39 protein-coding genes are annotated in these 26,936 nt (G+C 35.1%); all 39 read right to left on the bottom strand.

The genetic code is table 11. From position 1 onward, the window contains the following. Nucleotides 1-340 precede the first annotated feature (340 nt). Nucleotides 341-877, bottom strand: coding sequence for a DUF998 domain-containing protein (locus AC27E9_RS14190; protein ID WP_487131235.1), 537 nt, complete (start codon nucleotides 875-877; stop codon nucleotides 341-343). Between the two features lie 123 nt (nucleotides 878-1,000). Beyond that, a complete protein-coding gene (locus AC27E9_RS14195) occupies nucleotides 1,001-1,375 on the bottom strand; it encodes a DUF4870 domain-containing protein (protein ID WP_487131237.1) in 375 nt (124 codons plus the stop codon). A 756-nt stretch (nucleotides 1,376-2,131) separates the two neighbouring features. Then, complete coding sequence (locus AC27E9_RS14200; protein WP_487131239.1) at nucleotides 2,132-2,650, bottom strand: GNAT family N-acetyltransferase; 519 nt, start codon at nucleotides 2,648-2,650, stop codon at nucleotides 2,132-2,134. 103 nt (nucleotides 2,651-2,753) lie between these two features. Further along, nucleotides 2,754-3,158 (bottom strand): hypothetical protein, encoded by a 405-nt coding sequence (locus AC27E9_RS14205; RefSeq protein ID WP_487131240.1) that lies wholly within the window; start codon nucleotides 3,156-3,158, stop codon nucleotides 2,754-2,756. A gap of 128 nt (nucleotides 3,159-3,286) precedes the next feature. Further along, nucleotides 3,287-4,366: a serine hydrolase domain-containing protein gene (locus AC27E9_RS14210; protein ID WP_487131242.1), complete on the bottom strand. Its 1,080-nt coding sequence runs from the start codon at nucleotides 4,364-4,366 to the stop codon at nucleotides 3,287-3,289. A gap of 528 nt (nucleotides 4,367-4,894) precedes the next feature. Continuing rightward, a complete protein-coding gene (locus AC27E9_RS14215; RefSeq protein WP_487131244.1) occupies nucleotides 4,895-5,398 on the bottom strand; it encodes a GNAT family N-acetyltransferase in 504 nt (167 codons plus the stop codon). Nucleotides 5,399-5,463: 65 nt separating this feature from the next. Continuing rightward, nucleotides 5,464-6,111, bottom strand: coding sequence for a hypothetical protein (locus AC27E9_RS14220; RefSeq protein ID WP_487131246.1), 648 nt, complete (start codon nucleotides 6,109-6,111; stop codon nucleotides 5,464-5,466). A gap of 111 nt (nucleotides 6,112-6,222) precedes the next feature. Continuing rightward, complete coding sequence (locus tag AC27E9_RS14225) at nucleotides 6,223-6,579, bottom strand: hypothetical protein (RefSeq protein ID WP_487131248.1); 357 nt, start codon at nucleotides 6,577-6,579, stop codon at nucleotides 6,223-6,225. A gap of 113 nt (nucleotides 6,580-6,692) precedes the next feature. Beyond that, nucleotides 6,693-7,115: a hypothetical protein gene (locus AC27E9_RS14230; protein WP_487131250.1), complete on the bottom strand. Its 423-nt coding sequence runs from the start codon at nucleotides 7,113-7,115 to the stop codon at nucleotides 6,693-6,695. A gap of 510 nt (nucleotides 7,116-7,625) precedes the next feature. Continuing rightward, nucleotides 7,626-7,991: a hypothetical protein gene (locus tag AC27E9_RS14235; protein ID WP_487131252.1), complete on the bottom strand. Its 366-nt coding sequence runs from the start codon at nucleotides 7,989-7,991 to the stop codon at nucleotides 7,626-7,628. A 109-nt stretch (nucleotides 7,992-8,100) separates the two neighbouring features. Continuing rightward, on the bottom strand, nucleotides 8,101-8,439 hold the full coding sequence (locus AC27E9_RS14240) for a carbon starvation protein CstA (protein WP_487131254.1): 339 nt from the start codon (nucleotides 8,437-8,439) through the stop codon (nucleotides 8,101-8,103). 109 nt (nucleotides 8,440-8,548) lie between these two features. Continuing rightward, entirely contained in the window at nucleotides 8,549-8,908 is a 360-nt protein-coding gene (locus AC27E9_RS14245; protein ID WP_487131256.1) for a S1 RNA-binding domain-containing protein, read from the bottom strand. 111 nt (nucleotides 8,909-9,019) lie between these two features. Beyond that, complete coding sequence (gene sseB / locus AC27E9_RS14250; RefSeq protein WP_487131258.1) at nucleotides 9,020-9,817, bottom strand: enhanced serine sensitivity protein SseB; 798 nt, start codon at nucleotides 9,815-9,817, stop codon at nucleotides 9,020-9,022. A gap of 112 nt (nucleotides 9,818-9,929) precedes the next feature. Next, nucleotides 9,930-10,601: a hypothetical protein gene (locus tag AC27E9_RS14255; protein ID WP_487131260.1), complete on the bottom strand. Its 672-nt coding sequence runs from the start codon at nucleotides 10,599-10,601 to the stop codon at nucleotides 9,930-9,932. Between the two features lie 141 nt (nucleotides 10,602-10,742). Next, nucleotides 10,743-10,997 (bottom strand): hypothetical protein, encoded by a 255-nt coding sequence (locus AC27E9_RS14260; protein ID WP_487131262.1) that lies wholly within the window; start codon nucleotides 10,995-10,997, stop codon nucleotides 10,743-10,745. A gap of 131 nt (nucleotides 10,998-11,128) precedes the next feature. Beyond that, nucleotides 11,129-11,551 carry an Imm50 family immunity protein gene (locus AC27E9_RS14265; protein ID WP_487131264.1) on the bottom strand — a complete coding sequence of 141 codons (423 nt, stop codon included), beginning with the start codon at nucleotides 11,549-11,551 and terminating at the stop codon, nucleotides 11,129-11,131. A gap of 115 nt (nucleotides 11,552-11,666) precedes the next feature. Continuing rightward, nucleotides 11,667-12,089, bottom strand: coding sequence for a tetratricopeptide repeat protein (locus AC27E9_RS14270; RefSeq protein WP_487131266.1), 423 nt, complete (start codon nucleotides 12,087-12,089; stop codon nucleotides 11,667-11,669). A 101-nt stretch (nucleotides 12,090-12,190) separates the two neighbouring features. Continuing rightward, nucleotides 12,191-12,745, bottom strand: a complete 555-nt coding sequence (locus tag AC27E9_RS14275; protein WP_487131268.1) for a hypothetical protein — start codon at nucleotides 12,743-12,745, stop codon at nucleotides 12,191-12,193. 125 nt (nucleotides 12,746-12,870) lie between these two features. Further along, on the bottom strand, nucleotides 12,871-13,152 hold the full coding sequence (locus AC27E9_RS14280; protein WP_487131270.1) for a hypothetical protein: 282 nt from the start codon (nucleotides 13,150-13,152) through the stop codon (nucleotides 12,871-12,873). Between the two features lie 114 nt (nucleotides 13,153-13,266). Beyond that, complete coding sequence (locus AC27E9_RS14285; RefSeq protein WP_487131272.1) at nucleotides 13,267-13,962, bottom strand: type II secretion system protein GspG; 696 nt, start codon at nucleotides 13,960-13,962, stop codon at nucleotides 13,267-13,269. A 102-nt stretch (nucleotides 13,963-14,064) separates the two neighbouring features. Continuing rightward, a complete protein-coding gene (locus AC27E9_RS14290; RefSeq protein WP_487131273.1) occupies nucleotides 14,065-14,769 on the bottom strand; it encodes a hypothetical protein in 705 nt (234 codons plus the stop codon). Nucleotides 14,770-14,912: 143 nt separating this feature from the next. Then, nucleotides 14,913-15,287: a cytochrome c oxidase assembly factor Coa1 family protein gene (locus AC27E9_RS14295; RefSeq protein WP_487131274.1), complete on the bottom strand. Its 375-nt coding sequence runs from the start codon at nucleotides 15,285-15,287 to the stop codon at nucleotides 14,913-14,915. A gap of 120 nt (nucleotides 15,288-15,407) precedes the next feature. Next, nucleotides 15,408-15,689 (bottom strand): hypothetical protein, encoded by a 282-nt coding sequence (locus AC27E9_RS14300; protein ID WP_487131276.1) that lies wholly within the window; start codon nucleotides 15,687-15,689, stop codon nucleotides 15,408-15,410. A gap of 116 nt (nucleotides 15,690-15,805) precedes the next feature. Further along, nucleotides 15,806-16,243, bottom strand: coding sequence for a hypothetical protein (locus AC27E9_RS14305; RefSeq protein WP_487131278.1), 438 nt, complete (start codon nucleotides 16,241-16,243; stop codon nucleotides 15,806-15,808). A gap of 142 nt (nucleotides 16,244-16,385) precedes the next feature. Next, the gene (locus AC27E9_RS14310) at nucleotides 16,386-16,721 is read right to left on the bottom strand and encodes a hypothetical protein (protein ID WP_487131280.1); all 336 of its coding nucleotides are present in this window, start codon (nucleotides 16,719-16,721) and stop codon (nucleotides 16,386-16,388) included. A 121-nt stretch (nucleotides 16,722-16,842) separates the two neighbouring features. Beyond that, nucleotides 16,843-17,355 (bottom strand): hypothetical protein, encoded by a 513-nt coding sequence (locus tag AC27E9_RS14315; protein ID WP_487131281.1) that lies wholly within the window; start codon nucleotides 17,353-17,355, stop codon nucleotides 16,843-16,845. A gap of 144 nt (nucleotides 17,356-17,499) precedes the next feature. After that, the gene (locus AC27E9_RS14320; RefSeq protein ID WP_487131283.1) at nucleotides 17,500-18,837 is read right to left on the bottom strand and encodes an SNIPE associated domain-containing protein; all 1,338 of its coding nucleotides are present in this window, start codon (nucleotides 18,835-18,837) and stop codon (nucleotides 17,500-17,502) included. 151 nt (nucleotides 18,838-18,988) lie between these two features. Next, entirely contained in the window at nucleotides 18,989-19,153 is a 165-nt protein-coding gene (locus AC27E9_RS14325) for a hypothetical protein (RefSeq protein WP_487131285.1), read from the bottom strand. 121 nt (nucleotides 19,154-19,274) lie between these two features. Next, complete coding sequence (locus AC27E9_RS14330; protein WP_487131287.1) at nucleotides 19,275-19,625, bottom strand: hypothetical protein; 351 nt, start codon at nucleotides 19,623-19,625, stop codon at nucleotides 19,275-19,277. A 110-nt stretch (nucleotides 19,626-19,735) separates the two neighbouring features. Beyond that, nucleotides 19,736-20,128 carry a hypothetical protein gene (locus AC27E9_RS14335; RefSeq protein WP_487131289.1) on the bottom strand — a complete coding sequence of 131 codons (393 nt, stop codon included), beginning with the start codon at nucleotides 20,126-20,128 and terminating at the stop codon, nucleotides 19,736-19,738. A gap of 127 nt (nucleotides 20,129-20,255) precedes the next feature. Continuing rightward, on the bottom strand, nucleotides 20,256-21,356 hold the full coding sequence (locus AC27E9_RS14340; RefSeq protein WP_487131291.1) for a serine hydrolase domain-containing protein: 1,101 nt from the start codon (nucleotides 21,354-21,356) through the stop codon (nucleotides 20,256-20,258). A 118-nt stretch (nucleotides 21,357-21,474) separates the two neighbouring features. Beyond that, nucleotides 21,475-22,008, bottom strand: a complete 534-nt coding sequence (locus AC27E9_RS14345; protein ID WP_487131292.1) for a hypothetical protein — start codon at nucleotides 22,006-22,008, stop codon at nucleotides 21,475-21,477. A 116-nt stretch (nucleotides 22,009-22,124) separates the two neighbouring features. After that, the gene (locus AC27E9_RS14350; RefSeq protein ID WP_487131294.1) at nucleotides 22,125-22,589 is read right to left on the bottom strand and encodes a hypothetical protein; all 465 of its coding nucleotides are present in this window, start codon (nucleotides 22,587-22,589) and stop codon (nucleotides 22,125-22,127) included. 134 nt (nucleotides 22,590-22,723) lie between these two features. Next, on the bottom strand, nucleotides 22,724-22,984 hold the full coding sequence (locus AC27E9_RS14355) for a hypothetical protein (RefSeq protein WP_487131296.1): 261 nt from the start codon (nucleotides 22,982-22,984) through the stop codon (nucleotides 22,724-22,726). 128 nt (nucleotides 22,985-23,112) lie between these two features. After that, complete coding sequence (locus AC27E9_RS14360) at nucleotides 23,113-24,156, bottom strand: hypothetical protein (RefSeq protein ID WP_487131298.1); 1,044 nt, start codon at nucleotides 24,154-24,156, stop codon at nucleotides 23,113-23,115. Nucleotides 24,157-24,281: 125 nt separating this feature from the next. Continuing rightward, nucleotides 24,282-24,758 (bottom strand): helix-turn-helix domain-containing protein, encoded by a 477-nt coding sequence (locus tag AC27E9_RS14365; protein WP_487131300.1) that lies wholly within the window; start codon nucleotides 24,756-24,758, stop codon nucleotides 24,282-24,284. Between the two features lie 235 nt (nucleotides 24,759-24,993). After that, nucleotides 24,994-25,392 (bottom strand): hypothetical protein, encoded by a 399-nt coding sequence (locus tag AC27E9_RS14370; RefSeq protein WP_487131302.1) that lies wholly within the window; start codon nucleotides 25,390-25,392, stop codon nucleotides 24,994-24,996. A 107-nt stretch (nucleotides 25,393-25,499) separates the two neighbouring features. Beyond that, nucleotides 25,500-25,796 (bottom strand): hypothetical protein, encoded by a 297-nt coding sequence (locus tag AC27E9_RS14375; protein WP_487131304.1) that lies wholly within the window; start codon nucleotides 25,794-25,796, stop codon nucleotides 25,500-25,502. 530 nt (nucleotides 25,797-26,326) lie between these two features. Continuing rightward, nucleotides 26,327-26,578 (bottom strand): zinc ribbon domain-containing protein, encoded by a 252-nt coding sequence (locus AC27E9_RS14380; protein WP_487131306.1) that lies wholly within the window; start codon nucleotides 26,576-26,578, stop codon nucleotides 26,327-26,329. Nucleotides 26,579-26,936 lie beyond the last annotated feature (358 nt).

The raw sequence follows: 26,936 nt of genomic DNA on the forward strand, positions 1-26,936 counted from the left end.
AAAGGCAACGACAAGATAAAACTTACCAAGAAAAACTTAAGACTCAAGAAATAAAATAAAATAGTAGCTAGCGCACAAATTAATTTATGCCTTTTATATTCCGGATACTCATGAAATTGAAAATAATCAAGCCTATTCAAAAATCAATTTCCAGTCTTCGTGCCTGATTCATTCAAGTATTTATTTTTTCTAAAATTTTTGGGCGTACTCAAAGTTTAAAATAATCCTTAACTATCGATACAGATCACGCCCTGATAAGGGCTAAAAGCTGTTCGCTAAAATGTATAGCGTAACTGATAAAACTATTAGTAATCCCACTTGATTGCTTTGTTAAGTAAACTTACACCAAAAATAACAAAGCCGTACATACAAATATACTTGCTTCAGCTAGCCTCTGAGCTAGACCAATAAAGCTTTTAGGGAACCCAATTATAAATATTAATAAGAAAGCACAAAGCAATATAAAAGCTACTTCAATAAACCATGCTCCAGTGCTGCTCATTAATTCATTTAATTGATATGCCAACGCAGCATAACAAACTCCGCCTATAATATTATGTATGGAGTTTTTCCAAGTGCCTATTAAAGGTGTTTCTGGATCGCACTGGAAAAATGCACTTAGAAAATAACTAAAACCAATTGCACCTGATAAAAACGTAGCAGGATGGTTATTAGTATATGTAACAAAAGAAATAATTAAACAACCTACCCCTACTGGTAAAAATATGAAATATGAAACCTGCTTTTCGTATTCTGAACCTAATTCACCCAATTCACTTATTGAGTGTCTCAAGTGACTATATGCTTTACGCTTTTTTGCATAAAATACTACTCCACAAACCAAATAGATATAAATAATAAGTAGAAATAACGCCATGTTCTTGGTTTACCTAACGCCCCAATAGGAGGCTGATAATAGTTTGCTAAAATGTGTAGCGAAGCGGAACCAAGTTAGACTTTAACAGTTCCGCTTGAAAGTTTGTTATGTTTCTAATATAGCTTAGAGGATCTCATATTTGAGGAATTTGATACTAAAGGGGTAGACCCATAATTGATTATCATTAGCTTTAATAGCTGCAATAATTGCAAATATGAAATTAAGTATAGCTAGTACTATAAAACCTATTACACCTATGAACACAAAAACTAAAATTCCACATACTATGGAATATAGAAATAAGCTAATTAACCAGTTAATTGTAATTTTCCCATGTTTATCTATTTCCTTATTTTGATCCTTATTCATTGCCCACATCATAATAGGTAAAATAAATCCTAATCCTGGAACTATAATACTAGTCAACTGACTCAAATGAATCATCATGCAATAAGTATTAAGGGGCATTCCCCAGTATTCTTTTCTATTTTCTGGCATAAAACTATCCTTGTAAAAATTGGAACATAACGCCCTGTTAAAGGGTAAATTGTAGTTGGCTAATACGTGTTGCGAAGCGTAACCAATCAACTGTTTTGGTCTGATTTGAAAACCCTTGTTAGGTATATAGCTACCTGATAATAACCCCGTTTTCATTTCTAATTACAACAGGTTTGGTATGTTTCTTGATATATTCTGAACGAACAACTAAAAAGTAGAATACGAAATAACCTAGCCAAGACACGAAGAAAGAAGATAAAAACCAGAAGAACTTAGTATAGCCTTCTGCCTTCTTTGAAACTAAAGCTAGTATCCACGGAAGTATATGTAAAATAATACCAAGAATAATGAATGATAACCAAAAAACGTCCATTTAAAATTTAACTCCTTTTGTTTGGAAAATATATATGCCTAACGCACTCTGTTAACGGGCAAAATATAGTTGGTTAGAATAAGCGACGGAAGAGCAAAAACCAACTGTTATTTATCTCGCTTAAACAGCTTGTTAGTTGCTTTATTTTATACTTGAACTTCTTTTTGTTTTTATTGATCGGCAGAAACGCAACGATACAAAATAAAATGCCACTGACTACAATAGCTATATTAAATTGTCCTGAACTTAGAATTTCAAATAAAACAAATAACTATGTTAATTCGAAGCCCAACAGTAAAAATAACATATAACTCCTTTAAAACAACTAACGGCGCCATAAGCGGAACCGAGCAAAATTTTAGTAGTCCCGCTTGAAGAACTTGTTATATCGCGCTTACTATATATCGCTGTATAACTTTATTTTGCAATGAAAATTCAGAGAACAACTTTCCACCATTGGCAACTATCATTGCAGAAGATGCTGAGTTATCTTTATAGCAATGTATGTGAATAGCCTTTACACCTAAAAAATTCAGCTTTTTAATGGACTCAGCCATTAAAAAGCGACCAATACCTTTACCTCTATATAATGGACGAATGCTTATCCCAACATGGCCACCACAAAACTCAATTTCTTTGTTTAGATAATGACGAAGGTTGGTCACCCCCACTATTTCATTATTTTGAATAAGCCAAAAGGTTGAACTTGGAACCATATTTTCGGGAATATTTGAACCATTAGCGTAACTATCTAACTTTTTTAAAAGACCAACAAAGTCCTTGTATTCAAAATCTAGAGTAAAAGGGTAACGCTCCTCATCACCAAGTTCTTTAATGTAGGAGATATAACTATCCTGGTATTCAACTTTAGGTGATATTAATTTCATAAACTCGATAGCCATATAGTGCTCATTTAAGGGGCTGATAATTGTTTACTAAAATGTGTAGCTTATCGAAACCAAGCAAACTGTTAGCAGTCCCGCTTGATTGCCTTGTTATATGCCGCTAACACTCTTCAAAATCAGATTGCATTAACTTTGAGACGTAAGGTAATTTATATATTCTCTTTTTAATACCGTTGGCTGATTTAAAGTGAAGGTATACACTAATTTTTCCACCTGATTGTCTAGAGTCCAAGAATCCTATTTTAATTCCTTGATGCGGAGTACTCATATTAATGGGGGCATTTATAATAAATACAGTTTCATCATAAATGGTAAAATCAGCAACATATGCATCAGCAACGAATTTTCCAATATTCTTTGGAACAAACAACTCAATTCCGGTTTGCCTTGCCGCTTTCCATTTAATTCCTAAACATAGTGCGTCTTTTTCCGTTAGTGTAACTTCTTCGGCTAGTGTGCTAGTAGCAAAAGTGAACAAGACTAATAAATATATGAATTTACGCATGACCATCCTTAGGCATATTACGCCCTGTTAAGGGGTAAATTGTAGTTAGCTAAAATAAGCGAGGAACGAGCAAAAGCCAACTATTATTTGTCCCACTTGAACAACTTGTTAGGCATCATTTAACAAATTTAATCATAGTGAGTAATAATTGCTCTCATCATCTTCGACTGAAGCTCATAAGTCTCATCACCGCCATTAGTTAAAATAACAATTTCAAGATCGTTCTTCGGATGAAAAAACAACTCAGTTTGATAACCATCTTGTGAACCTCCATGAGAATAAAAAGGCTCATCACCCCAACCTATAATCCAACCTAAACCAAAGGTGCCATCATCACCCGCATCACTATGAAATTTAGTCATTAAAATCAACGATTTTTGACTAATAATTTGTCCCTCTTTCAATGCGACAATAAAGTTGTTCAGGTCTTCAATACTACTAACTTGAGCCATTGCCCCAGTGGTATATTGATTTATTCCAAAAAAAGATTCTGTTTTAGCATAATTAAGGGCGTCATTAGGTTTAATAGTGATGCCTTTCTCGACAATGTAGCTACTTTTCATATTTGCAGGAGCAAATATATTTCTACTCAAATATTCGGAAAAACTAACGCCACTAACTTTTGCTATAACTTCAGATAACAATACGTAACAACTATTACAATATATCGCTTTATCGAAAGCTTGTACTTTAACCTTAATTTTATTTGAGGAAATAAATTTTATAACATCTTGGTTGGTAGCCAAATTTGCTAAGTTTAGGTTTGAGTCTGAGAAGAAGTCTTCAGAAATATATACCCGATGAGATAGCAAATACTTTATCGTAATGTCTTTCCAACCTATGGGTAGCTCTGGAATGTAATTGGTTACATTATCATCTAGAGAAAGCTTTTTCTGCTCAACTAGCTTCATAATTGCCAGTGCAGTAAAAGGCTTACTAATTGAGCCAATTCTAAACCCTGTATGAGAGCTAATCGAATTATTCTTATCTTTGTTAGCAAGCCCTTTACTTAACTGATAAACAATTTCGTTATTTTTTTTAACTAAAACACTAACACCTGGCTGGTCTTCTTTTTGCTTTGAAAGTATTAAATTTAACTTGTCTATAAGAGCGCTTTTATTGTCTTGAGGATGAAAAGCACCAAATACATGTGTGCTTGCTAAATAGATAAGTGAAATCAGAAAAACTTGAGTTATAACCTTTTTCATGGTTTCTTTCTTCCTTGACAGAGACACAATTTAACGTCTGTTTGAGTAACTTGTTAAATATTTTATTCGTTATAGTGACTAAATCACAATCAGCTACTTTATGCCAACTTCAATTAAAGGCGAATAGTTAATAAGACCTTGTTCCACCGGCTCTAGAAGCTCAAAATAATGCATTATAGGTTTTGGACCATTAAAACACCCATCTATTACTTTAATTTTGGATAAATCAATTATGGCTTTTGGTTCTACATATTCAACTACGCTTGATTTAGGTTTATTTTCCCAAGACTGATTTATTTCTTTGTGGCTTAAATCTGTAGATTTATCACCTAAAAGGCTAGATAAAATTGCAAAAATAAAAAAAGTGCACAATGACGCAATAGGTATAATAATTTAATATCTCATCAACTTACCTAAACATATAACGCCCAGCTAAGTGGCTAATTAATAGCTTGCTATAATGTGAAACGAAGTGGAACCGAGCAAGCTGTTACGAGTCCGACTTTAAAACCTTATTATATCTCGTTTTTATAGAACTACTTGATAAACATCTATTTTAAAACCACGAAATGATGAAGTCTCAATAAACTCAAAGCCTGTTCGGTTTACTACTTTAACAGAACTGGTATTTTCAGGTTCGATGAGTGCGTGTATAGCATCAAGTTTTAATGAGTGTTTTGCATAGCCTAAAACTCCAAACGTAGATTCAACAGCATAACCTTTACCTTGTTGGTTAGGAGCTAAACGATAGTTGATATGTATAACTTCACCTGAATCTATCTCATGTTTATTTAAACCACAAACACCGATAAACTCAAAAGTGCTGGAATCATAAATAGCCCAGTGACCATAACCATTTTGGTCATATTGCTTCTGGCAGTTAGCAATATACTCATGAATTTGTTTTTCGGAATGAACTCCTACAGTTGAGTATTTCATTACTGTAGGGTCTGCAAATACTTTCAAAAGTTCTTGAGCATCCGCATTAGTAATTTTTCGAATACATAACCTTTCAGTTTCTAATACAGACAATATGAATTCCTAGGGATATAACGCCTTGTTACGAGTCCGGCTTGTAAACCCTTGTTAGGCTTATTTTACAAAGATAGATAATATTCTGCATGAAAACTTTGCATAAAATCTAGTGTTTCTTCTTCTGTCCCGTCGTATTCACCATTCATCAGGTTTTCAAGCTCTTCTTGGAATTCTTTAGTTTCCTTAAATGTTTGAAAATTTGAATCTTTATATGCTTCGAATTCAGCTGCCACCAAGTCTAGGTGTTCAATAACAATTCCGTTGTTTATTCGTAAAACAATGTAGTTTTCGTAGCTTGAGCCGTAACCCATGTGAACATAGTTGGTCATTTCACCATGAGGTACTATTAAGGCTCCACTGTACCAAACAGTTACAATCTCTTTTTTATCTGGGAAAACATCCTTCAAAATACTTACATCAGAGTAACTGTGCTTTTTAGTTTCAGAGTGAACACTAATTGTCATATCTGTTAAAAGTAAATTTCCTGCCTCGACTTTCCAAGCTGCTAGATAACCTCTCCAATTTGCAGATGAAATAGAAGCATTTTCTGGTTTTTCCCATTTGATCTCTGCCAGATATTTTTCTAAAGGATTTGTGTTTAAACGGTATTTGACATCATTAATTTCGATAGCATCGGGGATTTGAGCTGTAGCGAAACAACCAAATGAAATAACACTAATTGCTATTGCACCTATAATACGAAACTTCACGCACACTCCTTGGTAAGCCTAACGGCTGATTAATAGTTTGCTAAATTGTGTAGCGAAGCGAAACCGAGCCAAACTTTAGCAGTCCAGCTTGAACAGCTTGTTATAAATCCACTACACCAAGACACTATTTAACATTAATACCGGTAGAAAAAAGACAGAGGAATAAATGACTGAACCTGTAACAACCAGTGCACACGAATAAAATAAGGCCTGTGTAAAATAAACTTTAGGCTGAAAAATAGAGCTATTTTTAAATGCAATAGAACAAATTTTAAATTCGAATTTTACACGTTCAATGGCCGATTGAACTCGAACAATCATAGGTTTGTAATAAAGAACTAAAAAACCAAACACTAGTTCCATACCACCGATATCAGCCAAAAAGATAAATTCAGGAGCGAACGGCACAACCAAGCACATAGCCGCTATGAATAAAAACTTTTGAATATTACTTAAATCTTTCCACATACTCTTAACTTCCTTGTACTTATAACGCCCAATTAAGGGACTTTTTACAGTTTGCCAAAATATTAACGAAGCGAAACTAGGCAAACTGTAAAAAGTCCTGCTTGAATTACTTGTCAGGCTTTAGCGTGATTAACCGCACGTTTAACAAAATATAATGCAAAAAGTAAAATTGTGATGTACCTAGGCATTATTGTAGCCAATATATATGCAAAATCTTGAGGCTGCTCCATTATTACAAAATAATAAATATGTTGAATGAAAAAGGGAAACAATAATGCTAGATAAGGAAAATAACTATTGCTCGAATTGAAATATTTAACTGATAAAACAAAGAAGAAGTAAACGACTAATAGTGGGAAGCCAATAGTAATTAGATCTACCATAGCAAATGCAAATATTGGGTATGCTTTTGCGACGGGAGTCAAGATGCTTGCTGGAATAGCGACAGCAGCACCAATATCTAAGATATAAACAGATAAGTATGCATATAAAACGCCAAGCAAAATAGCCAACATCGTAATTTTCACTCTATCCATGAGCCTATCTCCTTTTAAAGCCTAACGCCTTACTAATGGGCGCATAAAATGATTGGCTAAAATTGTGTAGCGAAGCGAAACTGAGCCAAGCTTTAGCAGTCCCACTTGATTACCTTGTTAGGTGCTTTTGTACACCGAAATAGTATCTGAGCAACCAACTACTTTGTATTTCTTATTTTCTGAGTAAACGATTAACTCATTTTCAAAGTCAAACTCTAAAACATTTACCATGCTTGTAGAAAGGGAGCTATTCCCTTGATTTCACCATTTTCAGGATATGTTTCGTCCTGTAATCTAGCAACTTTTGCCCAGAATCTAATTCGAATACCCCTCTACCTGAATGCGTGGTAACAAATAGAAGAGTTTCCATACTATCAATTGCAAGTGAAACTAAACCACCTATTGGAATATGTACCCGTAGCTTGAACTCACCCATCATGCACCTAACGCCCTGTTAAGGGGCTGATAATGTTTTGCTAAAATGTGTAGTGAAGCGAAACTAGGCAAACTTTAAAAAGTCCCGTTTGAATTGCTTGTTAGGTGTAATTTAAGTGTTTGTTGAATAATAACACCCGTTAAAACAATAGGTAATAATGAAACCATACCAAACCCAATGTTACCACTAGCAAAAATTAAAACCGAAGATAAAAGCAAGCCGGCTACGACAATGACTGCACCATATAATCTTGATTTTTTATTTGGAAGTAATGCACCACCTAATATTTGTACAACTCCATAAACAGTAATTAGTACATTATTAAAACCAAAGTTTTGAAGGAACTGTACTTCTTGAGGAGCTTGTATAACTTTGGCTATACCGGCAGCTACACTCAGAAAAGCGATAACTATAACGAGTAAATTGATGACAATATTCATGTAACCTCCATTTACACCTAACGCCACATTAAGCGGCTAATGACAGTTTGGCTAAATAAGTGAGGCACGAACGGAAAGCCAACTGTTATTAGTCCGTTTAAATGCCTTGTTAGTTGCTAATACTCTTAGCTATAAATAGATAACAAAAGTAAAGTATAACAAACAGATAGACAGTTGAAATTATACTATTTACGCCCCACAAGCAATGCCATAATTTACCAGTAAAGTAACTTTTAACGCGAATCCTTGTATTTAGTAACGCTAATGACGATGGAATTAATGTTAATGCCGAAAAGCACAATACCGGGAACACAATAAAAATAAGACCTATTCCCAAACCACCCGCAGCAGCCTCTGAAGTATCAGGCCCAATTGGGGATAAGAAAATATAAGCCAAGAGCATTCCAGCAACTGCTGATATAAACCCTAACATTTGAAGAGTACGCATAAATTCCTTTGCAACTAACGCCCAACTATGGGGCTGATAATAGTTTGCTAAAATGTGAAGCGAAGCCGAACCGAGCAAACTGTTAGCAGTCCCATGCTTAATGCGCTTGTTAGGTACTCGTAAATACCGCTAAGATAATAAATATAACAATAGAAGTAAAAGTAAACTGAATTGCTTTATTTGAACCTTGAGTATTTTCACTGATTAACTTATGCACGGTCACTTCGTCGGGAATTTTTGAAGGAGCAAACACTTGAGCTCCTTTTTGCCCTTTTTCGACTTTACTCATGCAAACGTTAAGAATAGACCCCTCTTTATGGAGTGACTTATCATAACCATCAATATCTTTTAAAGGCAAAAATCCATGCCGCTCAGCTCCATAATCTACAAACGCAGCCTCAAGCGTTGGTTCAATGCGTGTGATTCTAGCCTTAAAGTAATTTCCAGCTTTAAATAAAGTTTGATTCATATTCGATCTGCTTGAGTACCTAACGCCCCAATAAGGGGCTAAAAATTGTTGGCTAAAATAAGCGACGCAGGAGTAAAAGCCAACTGTTTTTAGTCCCGTTTAAATGCCTTGTCAGGCCTTTCCTACACCAAAAAACGAACGTAATTTCTTACCCCAAGTTCGCTCATAGAACGGAGCTGAGTTGATAAGGTATTGGCTCACGCCACTTTCATTTGGCCGCACAATGAATAGATCCACAGCCTCTCCTGCTGGAGCAGTATCACCCGCAACATTCCCTGCCTCTCGCATCGCTAACTCTAAATCCCCATCCCCCTCGATCCCAACAAGTAAATGAGGTTTTTCATCAATAGAACGATCATGCATAAGAGCAACATACGCTTTTTTAACTTCTTTATGTTTAATTAAAAGCTGAGTTAAAGAATCGACCATTTTAGTTGGATAATTTGCCGGTTGGCCAAGTAGAACTTTTGTTTCTTTTTCTACAACTCTTTGAGATGGAACTTGACTGATGCAACTATTCAAAAGTTGTTCGACTTCTTGAGGAATAAACTCTTTCCCGTAATCAGATTTGGGATTAAGAAAAAGAACTGAACCCATAGTCATTTCAAAAAGAGACCTTACAGGTAATTCTAAGTAAGATTGCTCACTATCAAGAGCTTTAGATAAAACATCTAAGGACGTGAAAAAAGGAATTACTGGGCTACCATCTTGCTTTTCCCAATTTTGAATATTGATTTTACTTCCAGCAAGTAGATCTACTTCATCTGATTCTGTAGGTTTCTCTCCAGTATCACCAAGTACAAAAACTTTTGATTGTAATAAAACCGAGCAAAACTCTGGGCGATGAGCTGGCTCATCAGCAGCCAACCTCAATAATTCTTCTAATTTATTTTCTACGTCGATATCCATTTCATCCTCGGAAGGCCTAACGCCCCAATCAGAGGCAATAAAATAGCTGGTTATAATTGGCGACGAAGGAGCAAAACCAGCTGTTTTTTGCCCTTTGAATTGGCTTGTTATGCTACTTTACTTTAGGCTTTCGTTCTGGTGTTGCAGTTTTTTTTGCCTCAACATGTTCAACAAAAGCATGAATAGCAGGATATACAGAAGTGCCTCCTAATGCAGCCCTAAAGTCCTTTAATATATGGTAATTTTTCTCAGGCTTTACTAAATAGCTAAGTTCCTGCTCCAAAATATCTTCATCACCAATATGGTGTAGCCACCCTTGTATTGCTATTTCCAATGAATTTAAAAAAGACATACACTGGTAACCCAAATTAAATAAATGTGTCTCATCTAAATAAATCAAATCGTTTTCTATTTTGGGCTTGTCACAATCTTTGTAACCATTCAGAGCTGCTTCTAAGGTCTTGTTATGAGATTTATTTATAGCAAAGGGCTGGTGTGCTATGAGACTATTGCATTGCTCAACGGTAAATGACTCAACTAAATTCCTCGCTGATGGCTGTGTGATAGATACGCTTTCAGTCCAATGTCGCAAAATTTCTAAGGCTCTTTCTCTCCTTGAGCGATCGTGGTCAGCTTGAAAAGAAACTTTCGCAACTTCAATGCTTTCGGCGGCTTGAATCAAGGATCGTTTAGCTAGGAAAGTTTGTATTGCCACAAAGACAACACTTAGTGCAGCAATACTACTTGAAATAGCTATAATCCAATCCGTAATTGTTGGTTCCATTTTTATCTCCAAATTTGCAAGTAGCATAACGCCCACATTAAGGGGCTTTTTATTAGTTTGCTAAAATGTGTAGCGTAGCGAAACCGAGCAAACTGTTAGCAGTCCCGCTTTAAATTCTTGTTATGTGTATACTACACCGAACTAATAAACCATTGACATTAAAACTGATTTTAACTTATTAGGTTGAGATGTGATGCTTTTTAAAGGCGTGTTATTTCCCAGTGCTGGTATACTTTTATGTAACCACTTAAGCGCATTCGACTGTGTTTGATAATAAATTACTGCTGCTAATTTCTGATCTTCACCACATAGATTTAACAATTCTTTTTTGAATTCACACTCATTAAATTTTGTCTCGCATAATTTTGCGAAAGTACCCCAAGAAGATTCATCCATGCCAAACCTCATTCATACACATAACGCCCTGTTAAGGGGCAAATTGTAGTTGGCTAAAATGTGTAGCGAAGCGAAACCGAGCCAAACTTTAGCAGTCCCGCTTGAACAGCTTGTTATAAAGCAGCTTCCTCTTACTTTTCTGGTTCACTAGGAGTGACACTTGTAACCGTAACCTTCTGACACTTAAACTCAAGCTCCATACCATAACAAGGCTCGAATTCTACTAGAATTTTTGATACTCCATTCGAATCGACTTCTTTCGTAAAACATATATCACTTATTACGTTCTGATGATTGAAACCATTTAGGGTTACATCTTCAACAGATTCGAAATTGAATTCAATGTCACAGTGATTTATGAGTTTATAGTAACCATTTTCATTTACTTTAGATGTCATTTCAAATGCATGAACTTTTACTACAATTGTAGGATTACCTCTTTCTTTACTCCGATTAAAATCGATTGAAAGAACCTCTGAATCATGGAAAGAAGGCCATTCCCCAAATTGTTCAGATAATAAATAAGAGCCTTCAACCTTGAACTCAGGTGCCATACTTGCTCCGCGTTATAACGCCCAACTAAGGGGCAAAAAACGCTTGGCTAAAATTTGGAACGCAGTGACAAAAGCCAAGCTTTATTTGTCCCGCTTTAGTTACTTGTTAGGTGAATTAGTGCTGCATGCTGTCCGTGTTATGCTCCAGCTTACTAATGTAGTTTAAATATACATCTACACCTTCCGCCCAATGCGGGTTTGCTTTTTTAGTTTTATGAAAGTAATCAGTAGCTTTGTCATAACGAGATTTATGGTAATAACACAAAGCTATATACCAATGAGCTTCTACATTATTTGGACGGCGCTTTAAAACTCTATGGCTTTTTTTAAACAACTCTTCATATTTTGCTTGCTCTAATAGTAAATCAGCATTTTGAAACTCCGTTGGTGTATCTGATGCTTTTCCTTTAAACCAGAATAAACATCCAGCAAAACAAAGAGTAAAATACAACAATGAAAGTAGGATAGCGATCCATTTGAAACGAAATGATAAAGAATCAATTGACTCTATAAGTGGGGCTAACTCTAATACTTCCATGATTCACCTAACGCCCAAATAAGGGGCTGATTAATAGTTTGCTAAAATGTGAAGCGAAGCGAAACCGAGCAAACTGTTAGCAGTCCCGCTTAATTTTCTTGTTATATTGCTAACCACTTTATTAGCTCTATTGCACCATAAAATGAAGCAATTAAACCAACAATAATAAAAAACCAAATAATTTTAAGAACGACTGGTTTTGGCTGAGTTTGAAGTAAAACATGTACAGCCTTTGCTTTACCTTCATCTGATTCAATATGCGTATTTATGCCCGCCCAAGTATCTGGCGGAAAGTATAAGTATGAAATGGTTATTTCTTTTTTTGGTGTAAGGGTTGGAAATAACAATTCCTTTCCACCACCCGGTAATTCATTAACAGAATACTCTATGTCTGGATATACATTAAAGTCAGGTAAAAAGTTGTGACCAACACGGACATTTTTTGCAGCTTTGTCACCGCTATTTCTAAGGATAACCGAATGAGTATTTACTGTTGTTGGTTCTTGACCCTCTTCTTTTGGGGCAAGTTTATGTGACGCTATATAACTTAGGTGAGTTATTAATTTCTCGCGATTTTCAATAAATCTATTTATCAATATACCAAGGAACAAAGTTACGATTGGCATTGATATTTTTATTATTAGATCTACATCCATATTCGAAATACTCTATAGCAATATAACGCCTCGTTAAGAGGCAAATGATAGTTGGTTAAAATAAGCGAGGCACGAGCAAAAACCAACTGTTATTTGTCCTGCTTTAACGACTTGTTATACGTAAACTACTTACCGTACTTAAGCTCAAATAGCTTTCTTAGTAAGTCTGTACGCTGCACATTTGAATACCCAACACTACCAATTGTTATAGCAATAAGAACAAAGTACATAGGTGACCAAGTAGTTTGACCAAACCACATTCCCCCAAACGCCCAACTTATTAATATGGCACACAAAGAAATAGGAACAAAACTAAGCTTATGAATTTTATTCTCAATACTTTGAATCTGCTCTATTTTTTGATATTCAGTAAGTGCTTTAACATCATCTAATGAATTCAATTCCATCTGCTGAATCTCCTTTACGTATAACGCCCTGTTAAGGGGCTGATAATGTTTGGCTAAAATGTGTAGCGAAGCGAAACTGAGCCAAACTTTAGCAGTCCCGCCTTGAACAGCTTGTTATAAACCACTTACAACTTGATAATCAGCTACTAAACCAACATTTTCGATTGGTGTTGGTAAAATATCGTCTTTCGTATTTATTAACCCATCTCTACCGTAAGAGCGAATATGATAAGAGTTTTCATCAATTACTTTATAGTAATATAACTTCATCTCATCCATATTAACTTGAGTGGCATCATTTAAAAATACCATGGAATTTTCAGGTAGTGATTTTTGTAATATTTCCAATGTTTCTGGGTAAGCACCATTTTGAACTTTATAAAACTCAATCGCTTGAACTGCACTAGTCAGTTGAGTTTTTGCCATTGTAGATCTAAGTTCGTCGTAAACTCCATCTTCTTGGACCAGCCCCATATATCCAAGAGAACCATATATAATGACTGTAAATAAAATGCCAGCTGCACCTACATATTTGAGCTTAGTATTTTTAGCTATGAAGCCCCAAATAATTGCAATGATCCCAAACAAAACACCTATTAATGGGATAAAAGACATTCCTCCAACTACATAACCTAGACATCCAGTAGAATCTTTTGGCTGCTCAGTCACATGATTTTTATCTAGCATTTGCTCCGTAATGAGTCTGTTCACTTCGTTAAAACGATCTGGGTGCGCTTCTTGATCGATGTTCTCCCGAACATCTATAAGTTCATCAAGGGAATATTTTGAGTAATCAATATTGGAATCCATGCCGGAACTTCTCCTGTGGTTTATAACGCCCCAATAAGGGGCTGATAATAGCTTACTAAAATGTGTAGCGAAGCGAAACTAAGCAAGCTGTTAGCAGTCCCGTTACTGTAATGGCTTGTTATATTTTTTCTTTCTCTCAATTCCCCAGCATAATAGAACAATTGATACAAATAGAGAACCAAATACATCGAAGACATAATATGAGAAGAAACTGCTGCCATATGTCTTCTTAATCTTGCCATTTATATACAATTCGTAAGCTTTATATGCCTTATTATTTGAGTTATATTTTCCTTTAAACTTAATTTGGTCACCTATTTGGAGGTTACCTGAAGGTTCAATCAGCTTTGTCTTGTATAGCTTGTTAGATAATAAAACGAAATCAGTCTTATGTTTACCTAATCTTTCTCTATCAAAGCCAATAACTTTCCCTTCTCTTGACTTTAACTCGCTGTTATCAGGAATTCCCGAATATATGGCTATTAAAAAGAAACAAAAGAAAAGAAGACTAATTCCAAATATCGAGTTAGTTTTAAATTTTTGTTTTTCTTCTTCAGTATGTCTCGCTATATACGTGACAGAGTCATTCACTAAAATTTTCACTTTATTTTCATGTATTCCATCAACTATTAGTTTGACAGGAGTCCCATTTAATAATTCAAAATCAAACACAAAGGATTTGCTAGCTACTTCTCTAACCCACTTACCTTCATGGTAAATATGGACATTAGAATCAAATAGAAAAGTTTCAAAAGATATTTCAACTTTTTCGCCATCAAATAATTTTTGGTCTAATTGTTGTTTCATATGGATTTATTCATGGCTACGATGGTCTAAAAGAAAATATAACGCCCCAATAAGGGGCTGATAATAGCTTGCTAAAATGTGAAGCGAAGCGAAACTGAGCAAGCTGTTAGCAGTCCCGTCTTAATTGGCTTGTTAGGCATACACTACTGCATATCTAATACATCTAACTTTTTGTTAATATTATTTACAGTGACCTCTAAATCTTGAAATACCCAATATCCATTTATGACTTCGGCATATAAATAAACGTCCGCTGAACCTAAAGGTCCGTAAACAGTATAAGTTAATTCTGTTTCAATGCTGCTAGCTTCACCCGATACAAAATACCCTGTTTCTATAGGGGAGCCAAGATAAAGCAAAACTTGATCGTGGTTGTTAATTTTATCTAAAGACAAATCGTAAACCTCATTTTTGAGGAGGTGATTAACAAATAGGAAGAACGACGGTATAAATACCATAACGAGAAACAATTTCGTTGTTTTTGGGAGAGTTTGAAAATCAATAGCTTTAGTTAACACTTACGGTTCCTTGTATGCCTAACGCCAAGCTAATAGGCGTTTACTGTTTGGCTAAAATTGTGAGCGCAGCGAAACGAGCCAAACTTTAAACGTCCCATTAAGCGCCTTGTTATAAGTATTTTACTCAGACAGCTCTGTTGATTGAGTTAAGAGTTCAAGTAGTATTTTTTCAATTGAATAAAAGCATAAATACAAAACAGTATAAAGCCCCATAATTATTGCGCCCCAAATAAATCCTGAATCACTACTTACGTAAGGTAAACCTAGTTCTGAATGACGATCAATGTTTGAGTTAATTGAGTACCAGTTTGTAGCTATAGCAATAAATAGAAAACCCATTAAGATTTTAGCTGACTTAAACTTATATTTTTTAACAATTGATTTGAGCTCATCCGGTGACATAAACACTTCCTTTTTTAATACTTATAACGCCCTGTTAAGGGGCTAATAATGTTTGGCTAAAATGTGCAGCGAAGCGAAACCGAGCCAAACTTTAGCAGTCCCGCTTGAACAGCTTGTTATATTGCGGCTTTAACCGAGCTTTGATTAATTTTATGTTGCATATAGATCACATGAAAAATTGATGTAATAAATGGATTTAACCAAAGTGTGTCACCTTTATTTGAACCCGAAATTAGATTGATACGATTACGTACCATAACTATCCAAGTTACATCAAAAATACTTGAAACCATATGAATGCCAATAGAACTTATTAAAATTGATGTATCGTGAATGTTAACTAAACCATAAATTAAACTGCCAAATGAGATAGTAAATAAAATCATAGTAGTAAGGATAAAAATTTTAGATATTTTAAACTCTGTGTGCTGATTGATTTGGCCTGAAAAACGGTAGAGCTTATATATCAAATATGAGCCGATAGTCAGTATACAAAGAGCTAGAGTCTTTAATACTGAATCAACTTCAAATATATCTGTAAGTACCTTTTTCATCTGTTCTCCGTAGCTGAAAATACACTGAACTGTTTTAGCAATATAACGCCCCAATAAGGGGAAGTTTGTAGTTGGCTAAAATATCGAACGAAGTGAGAAAAAGCCAACTGTAAATTTTCCCGCTTGATTGCCTTGTTATGTTTCAGTGTGCCTGTTCTTCCTGTATTGGAAAAGTATTGAACGCTGTATACCAAAGCCCGCCGTTATTATATATATCAATAAGATCAGATGATTCAGGATCACCTTCAGATGCATATTCTTCATTTTCATCGGTTAAATCTTCAATATCAATTTCAACAGCTTCAAATGTTCTCACAGGTAAATATTTATCATCAAGAAGCTCATTTTCTGCATTTTTTATTGCCTCTAGAATATTTGACGAACGCAAATACACACCAACAAATGCACCACCACAATCGAGCGGTAATTGCGTTTCTTTCATGTGAGTGACTTCAACCATGATTCTAAATAAATACATCAACCTTCCAGGTGAAACATAACGCCTCATTCAGAGGCAAAAAATAGTTGGTTAAAATAAGCGACGCAGGAGCAAAAACCAACTGTTTTTTGTCCTTTGGAATGACTTGTTATACGAACCTTTAATCAACGGTAATGCCATATTCATTAACATTATCGTGAATACAAATAGGCTTTGAAGCCCCTTGAATATTATGCAACCTAAAAAACTCATAAAACTGTAAATAGCCACTAATTCTTTGCAGAACAATATATTGTGTACCATCTTTAAAGACAATATTGAATCCTAGTCTTTTTTCACTACCATATTTAGGATCAATTTTTTCAATACATTTGAGATCAGTTAATAAATAGCGTCTAGTTTGTTTTTTATAATATATTTCAATGAACTCATTACTAACTTTAAAGGTAGGAAATCCATTTTCTTCTCTTTGCTTAAATACTAGAGATACAATAAGACCTAGCAAAACTGTAATGCATACTAACAACCAATCCAATGGCGCACCTGACAAATAGCCACCCACTGTTGCTGTAAGCCCCATAAGTATTAAGTAACGAGCCTTAAAGAAAATGGAACTTAAACTAAATCCATCATATTTATAGTGGGTTGTAATATGGTTTTTAATACTAGTCATATCCTATGAATCATTAAAGTACACCGAAACCTGAAGTTCGTATAACGCCTTACTAATGGGCGCATAAATGCTTGGCTAAAATTAGCGACGAAGGAGCACAAGCCAAGCGTTTTGCGTCCTTTTGAGTAACTTGTTATGTTCCGGTTATATAGCTAGTGGTAGTTCATCTAAATTTTCTTGTTTAGATTTTAATTCACTCTGCTGAGCAAGGATACTTTGTGACTCTCTGTAATCTCTAGCTTCTGCTGTTTCAATAAATTCAGCATCGGGTGAGATATTATGAACCTCTTCTTCTATTTCACTTAAATTAACACGAAAGAATTCTTTTCTACTATTAACAAGGTTTAACCTCTTAAGATCAAACTTTTTATGTAGTGCATTTTCAAGTGCAGGAGCATCTTCTGAGTGTATCATTGCATGAACATCAAAAATAAAAGGTACACTTGCATCTCCTAACTCTTTTACCCTATCTAAAGGTTCCAAGCGCCTAGTCATCCCTATTTTATATACATCCTCACCAAATGATCCAACATTGGAAATAACATAAACATGGCCAATTTTTGTTTGTTGCGCCATTGATTTTGCTCTTTCACTTTTTTCATGAGCTTCTTGTAACTCTTGGCTGAGTGACGCTATTTTTTCATTTAGTGCCTCTAATTTAGAACCTGCTGATTTTTCTGCTTCAAGTTGAGCTTTTTCAAGAAGCTTTTTGAATTTATCTTCATCTTTTTCTGCTTTATCCAGTTCTTGTTGAAGCTTAGCTTCTTCTCTCATTTGCCTTTTAATTTCTTGCTGTTCTTCTTTTTCTTGTTGCTTTTTATCTGCATATTCATATGCGAGCCTAAGCTCTTTAAGCTTTAGGTTAAAATAGTCGTTAGATATGAATATTGCGTTAGATTGGTTCATTTTGTTAATTGCATCGAATGCTTTTTCTAGGCGTTGCGCCATTCTTTCAACATTATTCCAACGAGTATTAGAAATAGCTGCATCGCATTCATTATTAAATGCTCTTGCAGTTAATTTTATACCTCGATTAGTCATGGTTCTGCCTTTAGCTTTGCTGCCTTCAACTGTCCATTCGGTAGTACAATAAATAGCTTCTTTAGAAGAAACCATTTCCTTTTGCTCTTTTTTAACTTTGGAAATTTCTTCTTTATATTTTTCAGAAGTCTCGAAATCAAAATGAGGTTTATAAAAACCTAATTCAGCAAGCTGTATTTCTTCATCATATATTGCTGCTTCTCGTACTAGCTTATCAAATACTGCTCTCTTTTCTTTATAGCTCTCTCGAAGCTCTGCTATATCGATATCAAGTTCAGTTTTTTGTTTTTTGGATTTTTCGACTTCCGCATCTACATCGATAATTGCAGAATACTTATATTTGATTTTTTTTAATTTAGCGCGAGACTTAATTAATAAAGCAGCAAGAATAAAAACAGCAATAGCTAAAGCTGTTAACATTGCTTCTAAGGGAAATTCCATTTAATTGACTCCATAGTTTAGAAAGGAACATAACGCCCCACTAAGGGGCTGGTAAATGCTTGGCTAAACTGTGAAACGAAGTAGAACTGAGCCAAGCTTTAGCAGTCCCGCTTGAGTGACTTGTTAGCTGGCACCACTTCTATAGAAGTATTTATTGCGAACCTGCCATTTTTATTAAAAACCAAGCAAAGCCTATAAAAAAAGTTATACCAACGATAACCATTATTGTCAGTGCTTTAGATTGACGCATTGAATCGATTAACTCTTTCATAGGACCAAGAATTAAACCTAACCCTAACATTTCCAAAAAATCCATTTTTAATTCTCCGTTTTCTAGTGCCTGCTAACGCCCTGTTAAGGGGCTGATAATGTTTGGCTAAACTTGTGTAGCGAAGCGAAACCGAGCCAAACTTTAGCAGTCCCGCTTGAACAGCTTGTTAGGTGCTAGACCTATATTTAACTGTAACTTCTTGATTTGTAATATTACAAATTACAGTTATACCAGAAGTAAAATATATTTCTTCACTTTCTAGTTGTGCGTTATTTTTAAATTTAACTTTGAATTTCATCGCTGCTTCGTCATTAACACTAAGAGGAAGTGACTGATTTGGCATAATTACACCAACAACTTTCTGTTTGTCACGCCAGTATGCAGTCACATGAACTTCTTGATTTGTTTGGTTTGTAATCAAAAACATAGGTGGCGAAAAGTAAGGAGCATAAATAAACAGATAAAATGCAGAAAGGCACAAAGCTATTGTTGATATATAAATGGCCGACTTTTTCACATTGCACCTAACGCCCCACTAAGGGGCTGATAATAGCTTGCTAAAATGTGTAGCGAAGCGAAACTGAGCAAGCTGTTAGCAGTCCCGCTTGAGTGGCTTGTTAGCAGTATTTAGTGCTGAACTTTTCTTGTTTTAGTAAGAATACCAGACTTTGAAAAATATAAATCAAATGAATCGTAATCTATGCCCATGCCAGACCACATACCCAAGTTGTAACTAACAAAATCAATTTCATTTTTGAAATCAGGTGTTCCCAGCAACTCTAATACTTGTGCTTTAGACATACCAAGCTTTATATGATTTTCGATAATATCTTGGTACATTTGACCTCTAGGGTTATCTGGCAACATTTGTTCGTGCATAGAAACCCAAACTTGCTTATTGAATGCTTTATCATCAAAAGGATCATTCCCACCGATGAAATATAAAACAGAATAAAAGAACACCAATGCTAAAAAAGCTAAGATTGATATTGCTATGCTAAATCGTTTAATCCAAATCATATGATACTGCTAACGCCCATTTAAGGGGCTGTTAATTGTTTTCTAAAATGTGTAGCGAAGCGAAACCGAGCAAACTGTTAGCAGTCCCGCTTGAAATTCTTGTTATATGCCACATTAATTCAACAAGTTATAATATGTAACTAAGCTTTGTGTCTAATGCGGAATATATTAACTCCCTAAGATCTTTAAAGCGAATTCCTCCAGTGCTATTCGTTAAAAAGATTAGAACTTCATCTTTTTCTATATTTCGAATTATATAAGTAGTGAAACCAACCCAGCTACCAGAATGTGCAACTATAGAGGGATAGTCTGAATCTATTGACCAACCAAACCCATAATAAGATAGCGATCCATCATTTAGCACCGCAGGTGAAAAAGCTTCTTTTTTTAGAGAAGCAGGTATTAGTTCGTTATGAAGTAACCCATTATGCCATTTTAATAAATCACGAGTTGTGGAATAAACAGAGCCGTCACCTGTTATGCCTTCAAGATGGTATAGATCGAAAATTTTATTTTCGTGTTGCCCATAAACTCTTGATTTGAATTTATTACGTTTAGAGAGAACTGTAAAAATACGTGTATTTCTCATACCTAGAGGTTTAAAAATATGTTCTTCAGAATAATCCTCAAGTGACTGGTTGGTTATACTCTCAACAATCTGAGCCAAAACAACATAGCCTGTATTGCTATATTCAAATTTTTCACCAGGAGTAAACTCTAACTTAGGATGATGAAGACTATATAACATCATCATATCTTGATTAGTAAAGTCTCTTTTATCCCAATGTTTATCAGTTAATTCCTCGTAGTCAATCATGCCTGATGTATGATTGAGTAGGTGTCTGATAGTGATATTCTCGTATGGAAATTGTGGGATATGCTGTTTTACTTTCTGGTCGTACTTGAGCTTACCTTTATGATGTAGCTGAATAATAGCCATTGCAGTAAACTGCTTAGATATGGATGCTAAATTAAAAGGAGAACTTGAAGAAATTAAATCATTTCTTTTTGGATGAAGCTTACCTACTATTTTTTCAAGTAGAACTTCCCCTTTACGGGCGAACAAAAAGCTTCCGCTAACTTCTCCATTTCTACTTAGTTCTTCAATTCGATTATCGAGTAACTTTAAACTTTCTTTTTCATTGAAATTTGATTCCAGCGATGAGTCTGCTGAACAAGGAAAACTAATACCTAAAACTAGGATTAAAGCTAAAATTGAAGATTTCACCGAACGTTCCTTGTGGCATATAACGCCCTGTTAAGGGGCTTTAAACAATGTTGGCTATAATAACGAACGAAGTGAGGCCAGCCAACTGTTTAAAGTCCCACTTGAACAGCTTGTTATATTACCGAAAATCAATTTTACTTAATTCAACACCATAAGCTGACTTGTATCCTTTAGCTAGTATTTTTTGGCCCGTACTAATTTTAGAAAACGTACTTTCATTTACCTCATAAGTTCCTGATTCAAATTCTTCAAATATTACATGACCATAATATCCGTAACGTTTATATGGGATGCGCTTTTCTTTTATTGTAAGCACAAAAGTTTCATTTTCTTTATCCGAAAGAATGTGTAGCCCCATATGTAAGGCAACACTCGACGCTACACTTATGAAGAGAAGTATAAATAGAAACACCATTGGTGTAATAACAAACCTAATGCATTGTTTAACCCTATATTTTAAAGGAGGCAAATCACTATTCGGCTTACTAATAATTAAAGGGGCATAAACTAAAGAACAGATAAGCCCTAAAGGTAGAAAATAAATCGTAAAATTAGAATTAGTAAAATAATCATCCAAAATTAAAACACATGTCAGAAAAGACAGCGCTAAAAATAATATATAAGTATGTGAGATTAAGCGGAGAATATGCATAGGTAATATAACGCCTTACTAAGAGGCGAAAAATGCTTGGCTAAAATTAGCGACGAAGGAGCACAAGCCAAGCATTTTTGCGTCCTTTTGAGTAACTTGTTAGGGTTAAACTGCACCTAAATAGTATAAAATTGTGGTGTTACACTAAAATCCCAAATGAACAAAGAAATAGAAGCAAGTAGCTTTTCATCTGCCACATTTTTAACTAAAAAAGAAAACCTTCTATTCCAATGAAACCAAGCCCCAACCATTGTTGCAATACCAATTGGATTACCATTTAAACTAACATTGAATACCAGTGTTTTAGAGTGAGAATTTTCAGTATCCAGTGAAATGAATATCTCTCCATATTCTTCTGTTACTATCTCAACGTTGTACATATCCTTTTTTATTGTGCAATTTTTATCTATAAAAACACGTTGCCTGTTATCAATTTTTGATAAAACACTATTGTTGCAACTTATAAAAAAGGATTCATTAATTTGAGAAATATCAAAACCTTCAAACTTTTCGGACGGCCACTCGATTTCTAATGAACGATCAAAGATTCCTTTAGTTTTGAATTTAATTTCTTCTTCCATATTCGAATTTAAACCTGAATTCCATTTAACCCTAACGCCCGCATAAGGGGCTGATAATAGTTTGCTAAAATGTGAAGCGAAGCGGAACCGAGCAAACTGTTAGCAGTCCCGTGCTTAATGCGCTTGTTAGGTAGCTATACTTGCTCCAACTTGTGTTCTGCATATGCATCAATAGCTAGAGCAACTTTGTTTTCGGAGCACCAATCAGAAAGTTGAGCATAAATACTGTCCCAATGCTTATGTGACCAACTAGGTGCCACCATTACCCAGCGATCTTTTGCAGGTAAATAAACCGTAGGTGTTCCCATTGCATAATCTAGAATGAAGTCACCTTGGCTACACTTACAGACCAACTCTTCTTTCCACCTAGGCAAAAACTCGTAAGATATATGCATAGCTTCCTTTGCTACCTAACGCCCGGCTCAGCGGTGAGTTAAATTGGCGCTTGTTTTGCGGTTTTTTGCAAAACAAGTGACAGTTTGACGAGTCCGTTGCAGCCGCTTGTTAAGTGCATTTTTCAATCTTAGCCTTGATTAAAGGATTCTTTCGTCTCTTTAGTAACTTCATCACAGTTCCTCCCCCAGGCTGATTCATGGTCAAAGTAATACTTAACTTTTGAATATTCTGGCTCTATGATTCTAACAACTTTACATTTTGGATCAATTGGTTCACGTGGAGGAACTACATTTCCAAATAGTTCACCAAGAAATAAGTTTTGAGATTCGACTCTAAGATCATAGTGATATTCACCGACTTCCCCTACAGCATCACTAAACTTATCACATAGACTTTTTAAAATATCAAAATCAGAAGAGCTTATTGGGGGTGGCGTAATCACATTACAACCGAACTTCTCAACGTCTTCAGGCTTAACATTTTTTGGTAAGACTGCAACGAGTGCCAAGAAAAGATCTTTATAGAACTCCATTAAATTGTGATGTACTGAATTGAACGCAGACTGAAATATTTTCAGCCTTGGCTCTACCACTTCATATTTTTCGATTAAAAGAATGACTTTCAAAATTTTTGATAGCAGATCATTCAATACTAAAAGGAATTCATCTGCTCGTTGAGTAATCTCAATTGGAACTTCATTATTTGAAAGCTGTTTATGGTAAAGCAATAAATTCTCTGGAAGCCGGTTCAAATAGTTGCTCGCCTTAATAGATGAATCACTAAGATCATTTAATCTTTCATCAAAATCATGGTAAATCTGTAACTTTAATTCCTCTATCTTATTTTCACTTTGTAACTTTAAAGAATTCTTCTGCTGTCTATTTAGCTGAAATACTACAATTATTGCACCAATAACAAATCCCAAAATTGTAACAAGATGCGGAACCCACCAAGCGGGTTTAAATTCTTCTTTCTTATTCTCCTGTATTTCACTCTTTTTATCGTCTTGAATAGAGGACTTGGCTTCGGTTTTAGGCTGAATTTCAGACTTTTCTTTTACCTCTACAATCTCGCTATCTTTAGACTTATTCTTTGAAACTGCATCTTCTGATACAGCATGAAATGAAAGTGCAATTAAGAAAAACGTTATAATTGTATATATCGACTTCATGGCCTTCCTTAGGTTTTAGAACGATCTAAGCACTTAACGCCCCACTAAGAGGCAAAAAATTGTTGGCTAAAATAGGCGACGCAGGAGCAAAAGCCAACTGTTTTTTGTCCTGCTTTAGTGGCTTGTTAGTTGCCGATGCTAGCTGAGTTTTTAAGTAACCTTTTACTGGTAAAGTACTCTAAAGAAACATTTAAACCTAAAAATAAAAAGCCTATAAAGAAACTTATACCACCAAAATCAAGATACCTAAAGTTACCATTAATTTCATATTGCTGATTAAAATCTGCACCTTTTAAAGTTGGTATAAGAATATCAACTATCCAAAGGCCGAAGAAAACACTTGAAACAGCAAACGCAACAAGCCAAGCATATTTACAAATAAAGTTGAAAGTGACGTTTTCTATCTTTTGAGACGATTGCAACTCATCAGGTGTTACAACAAAAACAGAAGCTAGCGCTTTAGTTGTTTCTAAAGATGCAATACCACTTTTTTCAACGCGCTGAATAGTCCTTACACTTAACCCACTAGCAGTTGCAAGCTCATCTTGGCTCCAACATTTAATAGCTCTTAGTTTTTGAATTGTATCTTTATTTAACTTCACATCGTTACTCATGATTTGACCTTACTTATTTCGCTTTAAGTGAAGGGCCATAGTAATTACAATTATTCAAAACAGTCCGGACAATTTCAAGACATTAACCTGACAGGTTTATGACAAGCCGCTGCCAGAACATTTCTAGGCAACTAACGCCTCGCTAACGGGCGCAAAATTGTTGGCTAAAATTAGCGAAGAATGAGCGCAAGCCAACTGTTTTGCGTCCACTTTAAGCGACTTGTTAGGTATTGCTTACACCAATAATATCACTACTTGCCGCTACTCCACATAACCCAGCGGTTTCAGGCCACCACATAACATGCAAGAAAGGTAATAAATTGTCTTTTTGCACCACTGTGAAAGTGCCTACAGCGTTACCATCAATAACCTTAAAATCAAGTTTTAGAGATTCTTGCATAAACTTGAAACCCTCAGCACTTTTAGGTGAGTAACCCAAATTAATTTCTAACTCATCTAGTCCCTCCATTTCGGAAGGAATAATGAATTTATAAACACCTTTATCTTTAGTGCTAATAATTTCTATTTGCTTATTGTATTTTTCCCCGCTCATGGGAAAAGAACAAGACCAAACACTTGTGGATATACAAAATAAAGATATTAAAGTGATAACAAACTTCATTGCGATACCTAACGCCCTAATAATGGGCAAAAAATTGTTGGCTAAAATGTTGAGGAACGAAAACAGCCAACTGTTTTTTGTCCTTATTAATTAGCTTGTTATATAACCTATTGACTATAACCATCTAATGGTGCAACTGTCATGCTGTTTTGAAAGTTTGCAGGTTCAATTGAATTTAAATACTTTGAATTTACAAAGATAAAATAAGTTTCAATATCAGGGCCATTTGAATATGGGTAAAGGATTGTGCCTTTAGGTAAAACACCGATATTCTCTGGTGACGCTTGAACAGTTAAGGTTTGAGTTAAAGATACAGGATCGGATTCTAATAATTGCCACTTGAACCAAAACGCTCCAGCAGCGAAAGACATTATTGATACTAGGATTAGTACGAAATATTTCAATTTAGACTCCATTCTATTGAGGTTATATAACGCCTCATTAATGGGCGAAAAATTGTTGGCTAAAATTAGCGACGCAGGAGCAAAAAGCCAACTGTTTTTTGTCCCTGTTTAATGCCTTGTTAGTTGATTTTTAATTAAGAACACCAAACCTAACAACAAGTTACCATGTTTGTGGGTTATTCGGAAGATACAACAAACCCCCACCGCAACTTAGCCGCAAACCTACCCTTTGAGCCGCTAACACTTCTTTAAATTAAGAACACTAAAAGTGAAAGGCGAAAACTGTGTAACCACGAGCACAAGAGCAACGATCAAAACTAGAGTTTGAACAACAAAGGAAGAGAAACAAACACCAATCCTTTGATGTGAAATACCACAATTTACAAACAAACATTTTAAGAACTAGTTGTGGCAACTAACGCCCCAATAAGGGGCTGATAATGCTTGGCTAAACTGTGTAGCGGAGCGAAACTGAGCCAAGCTTTAGCAGTCCTGCTTGATTGCCTTGTTAGGTATACAAGGCCACCACACTAAGAAAGTACAGTTACAAATATAATAACCATAACTATTAACATAATGATAACTAAATGTTTGAAGTTAGAGCTACCAAGAAGCTTTAAATTTTTCTTCATGTGATTACACATTGCAGGTGTAAATTTTATACCGCAATGCCTACAGAAGTTATCACCGAATGATACTTTTTTAGTACAATCTGGACAATTGTAAATAGCTGAATGGAATCGCTCTCCTGAGCCAGTATCAATCCAATCGAAATCATCCATGCTTTCTCCGTATACCTAACAGCTTATTAGTAGGAATTAGGTACACTTTCTACGAGTTACCTAAAATTCACTACGTTAAAATATGCACTTACGCTATTTCTTTTATTTCTTTGCGAATGCTTATCCACACATCAAAGAAAAGCTGAGTACGTTTGAAAACTACTTAGAGTGCTATGCTCCCTTAGCTTTAAGCTAGAAAGCAAAAAGCCCGTCACTTTCGTAACGGGCTTTTTTATATATGGCTGTGAGATAGAGGTTTGAACTCTACCAATAGGAGCTATGCTACAAACCCTAAAGGTTGTTTAGAGGTTTAAACCTCTAGAAAGCAAAAATCCCGTCAAATTTTCTGTTAACGGGA

The organism is Colwellia meonggei, from assembly GCF_057537295.1.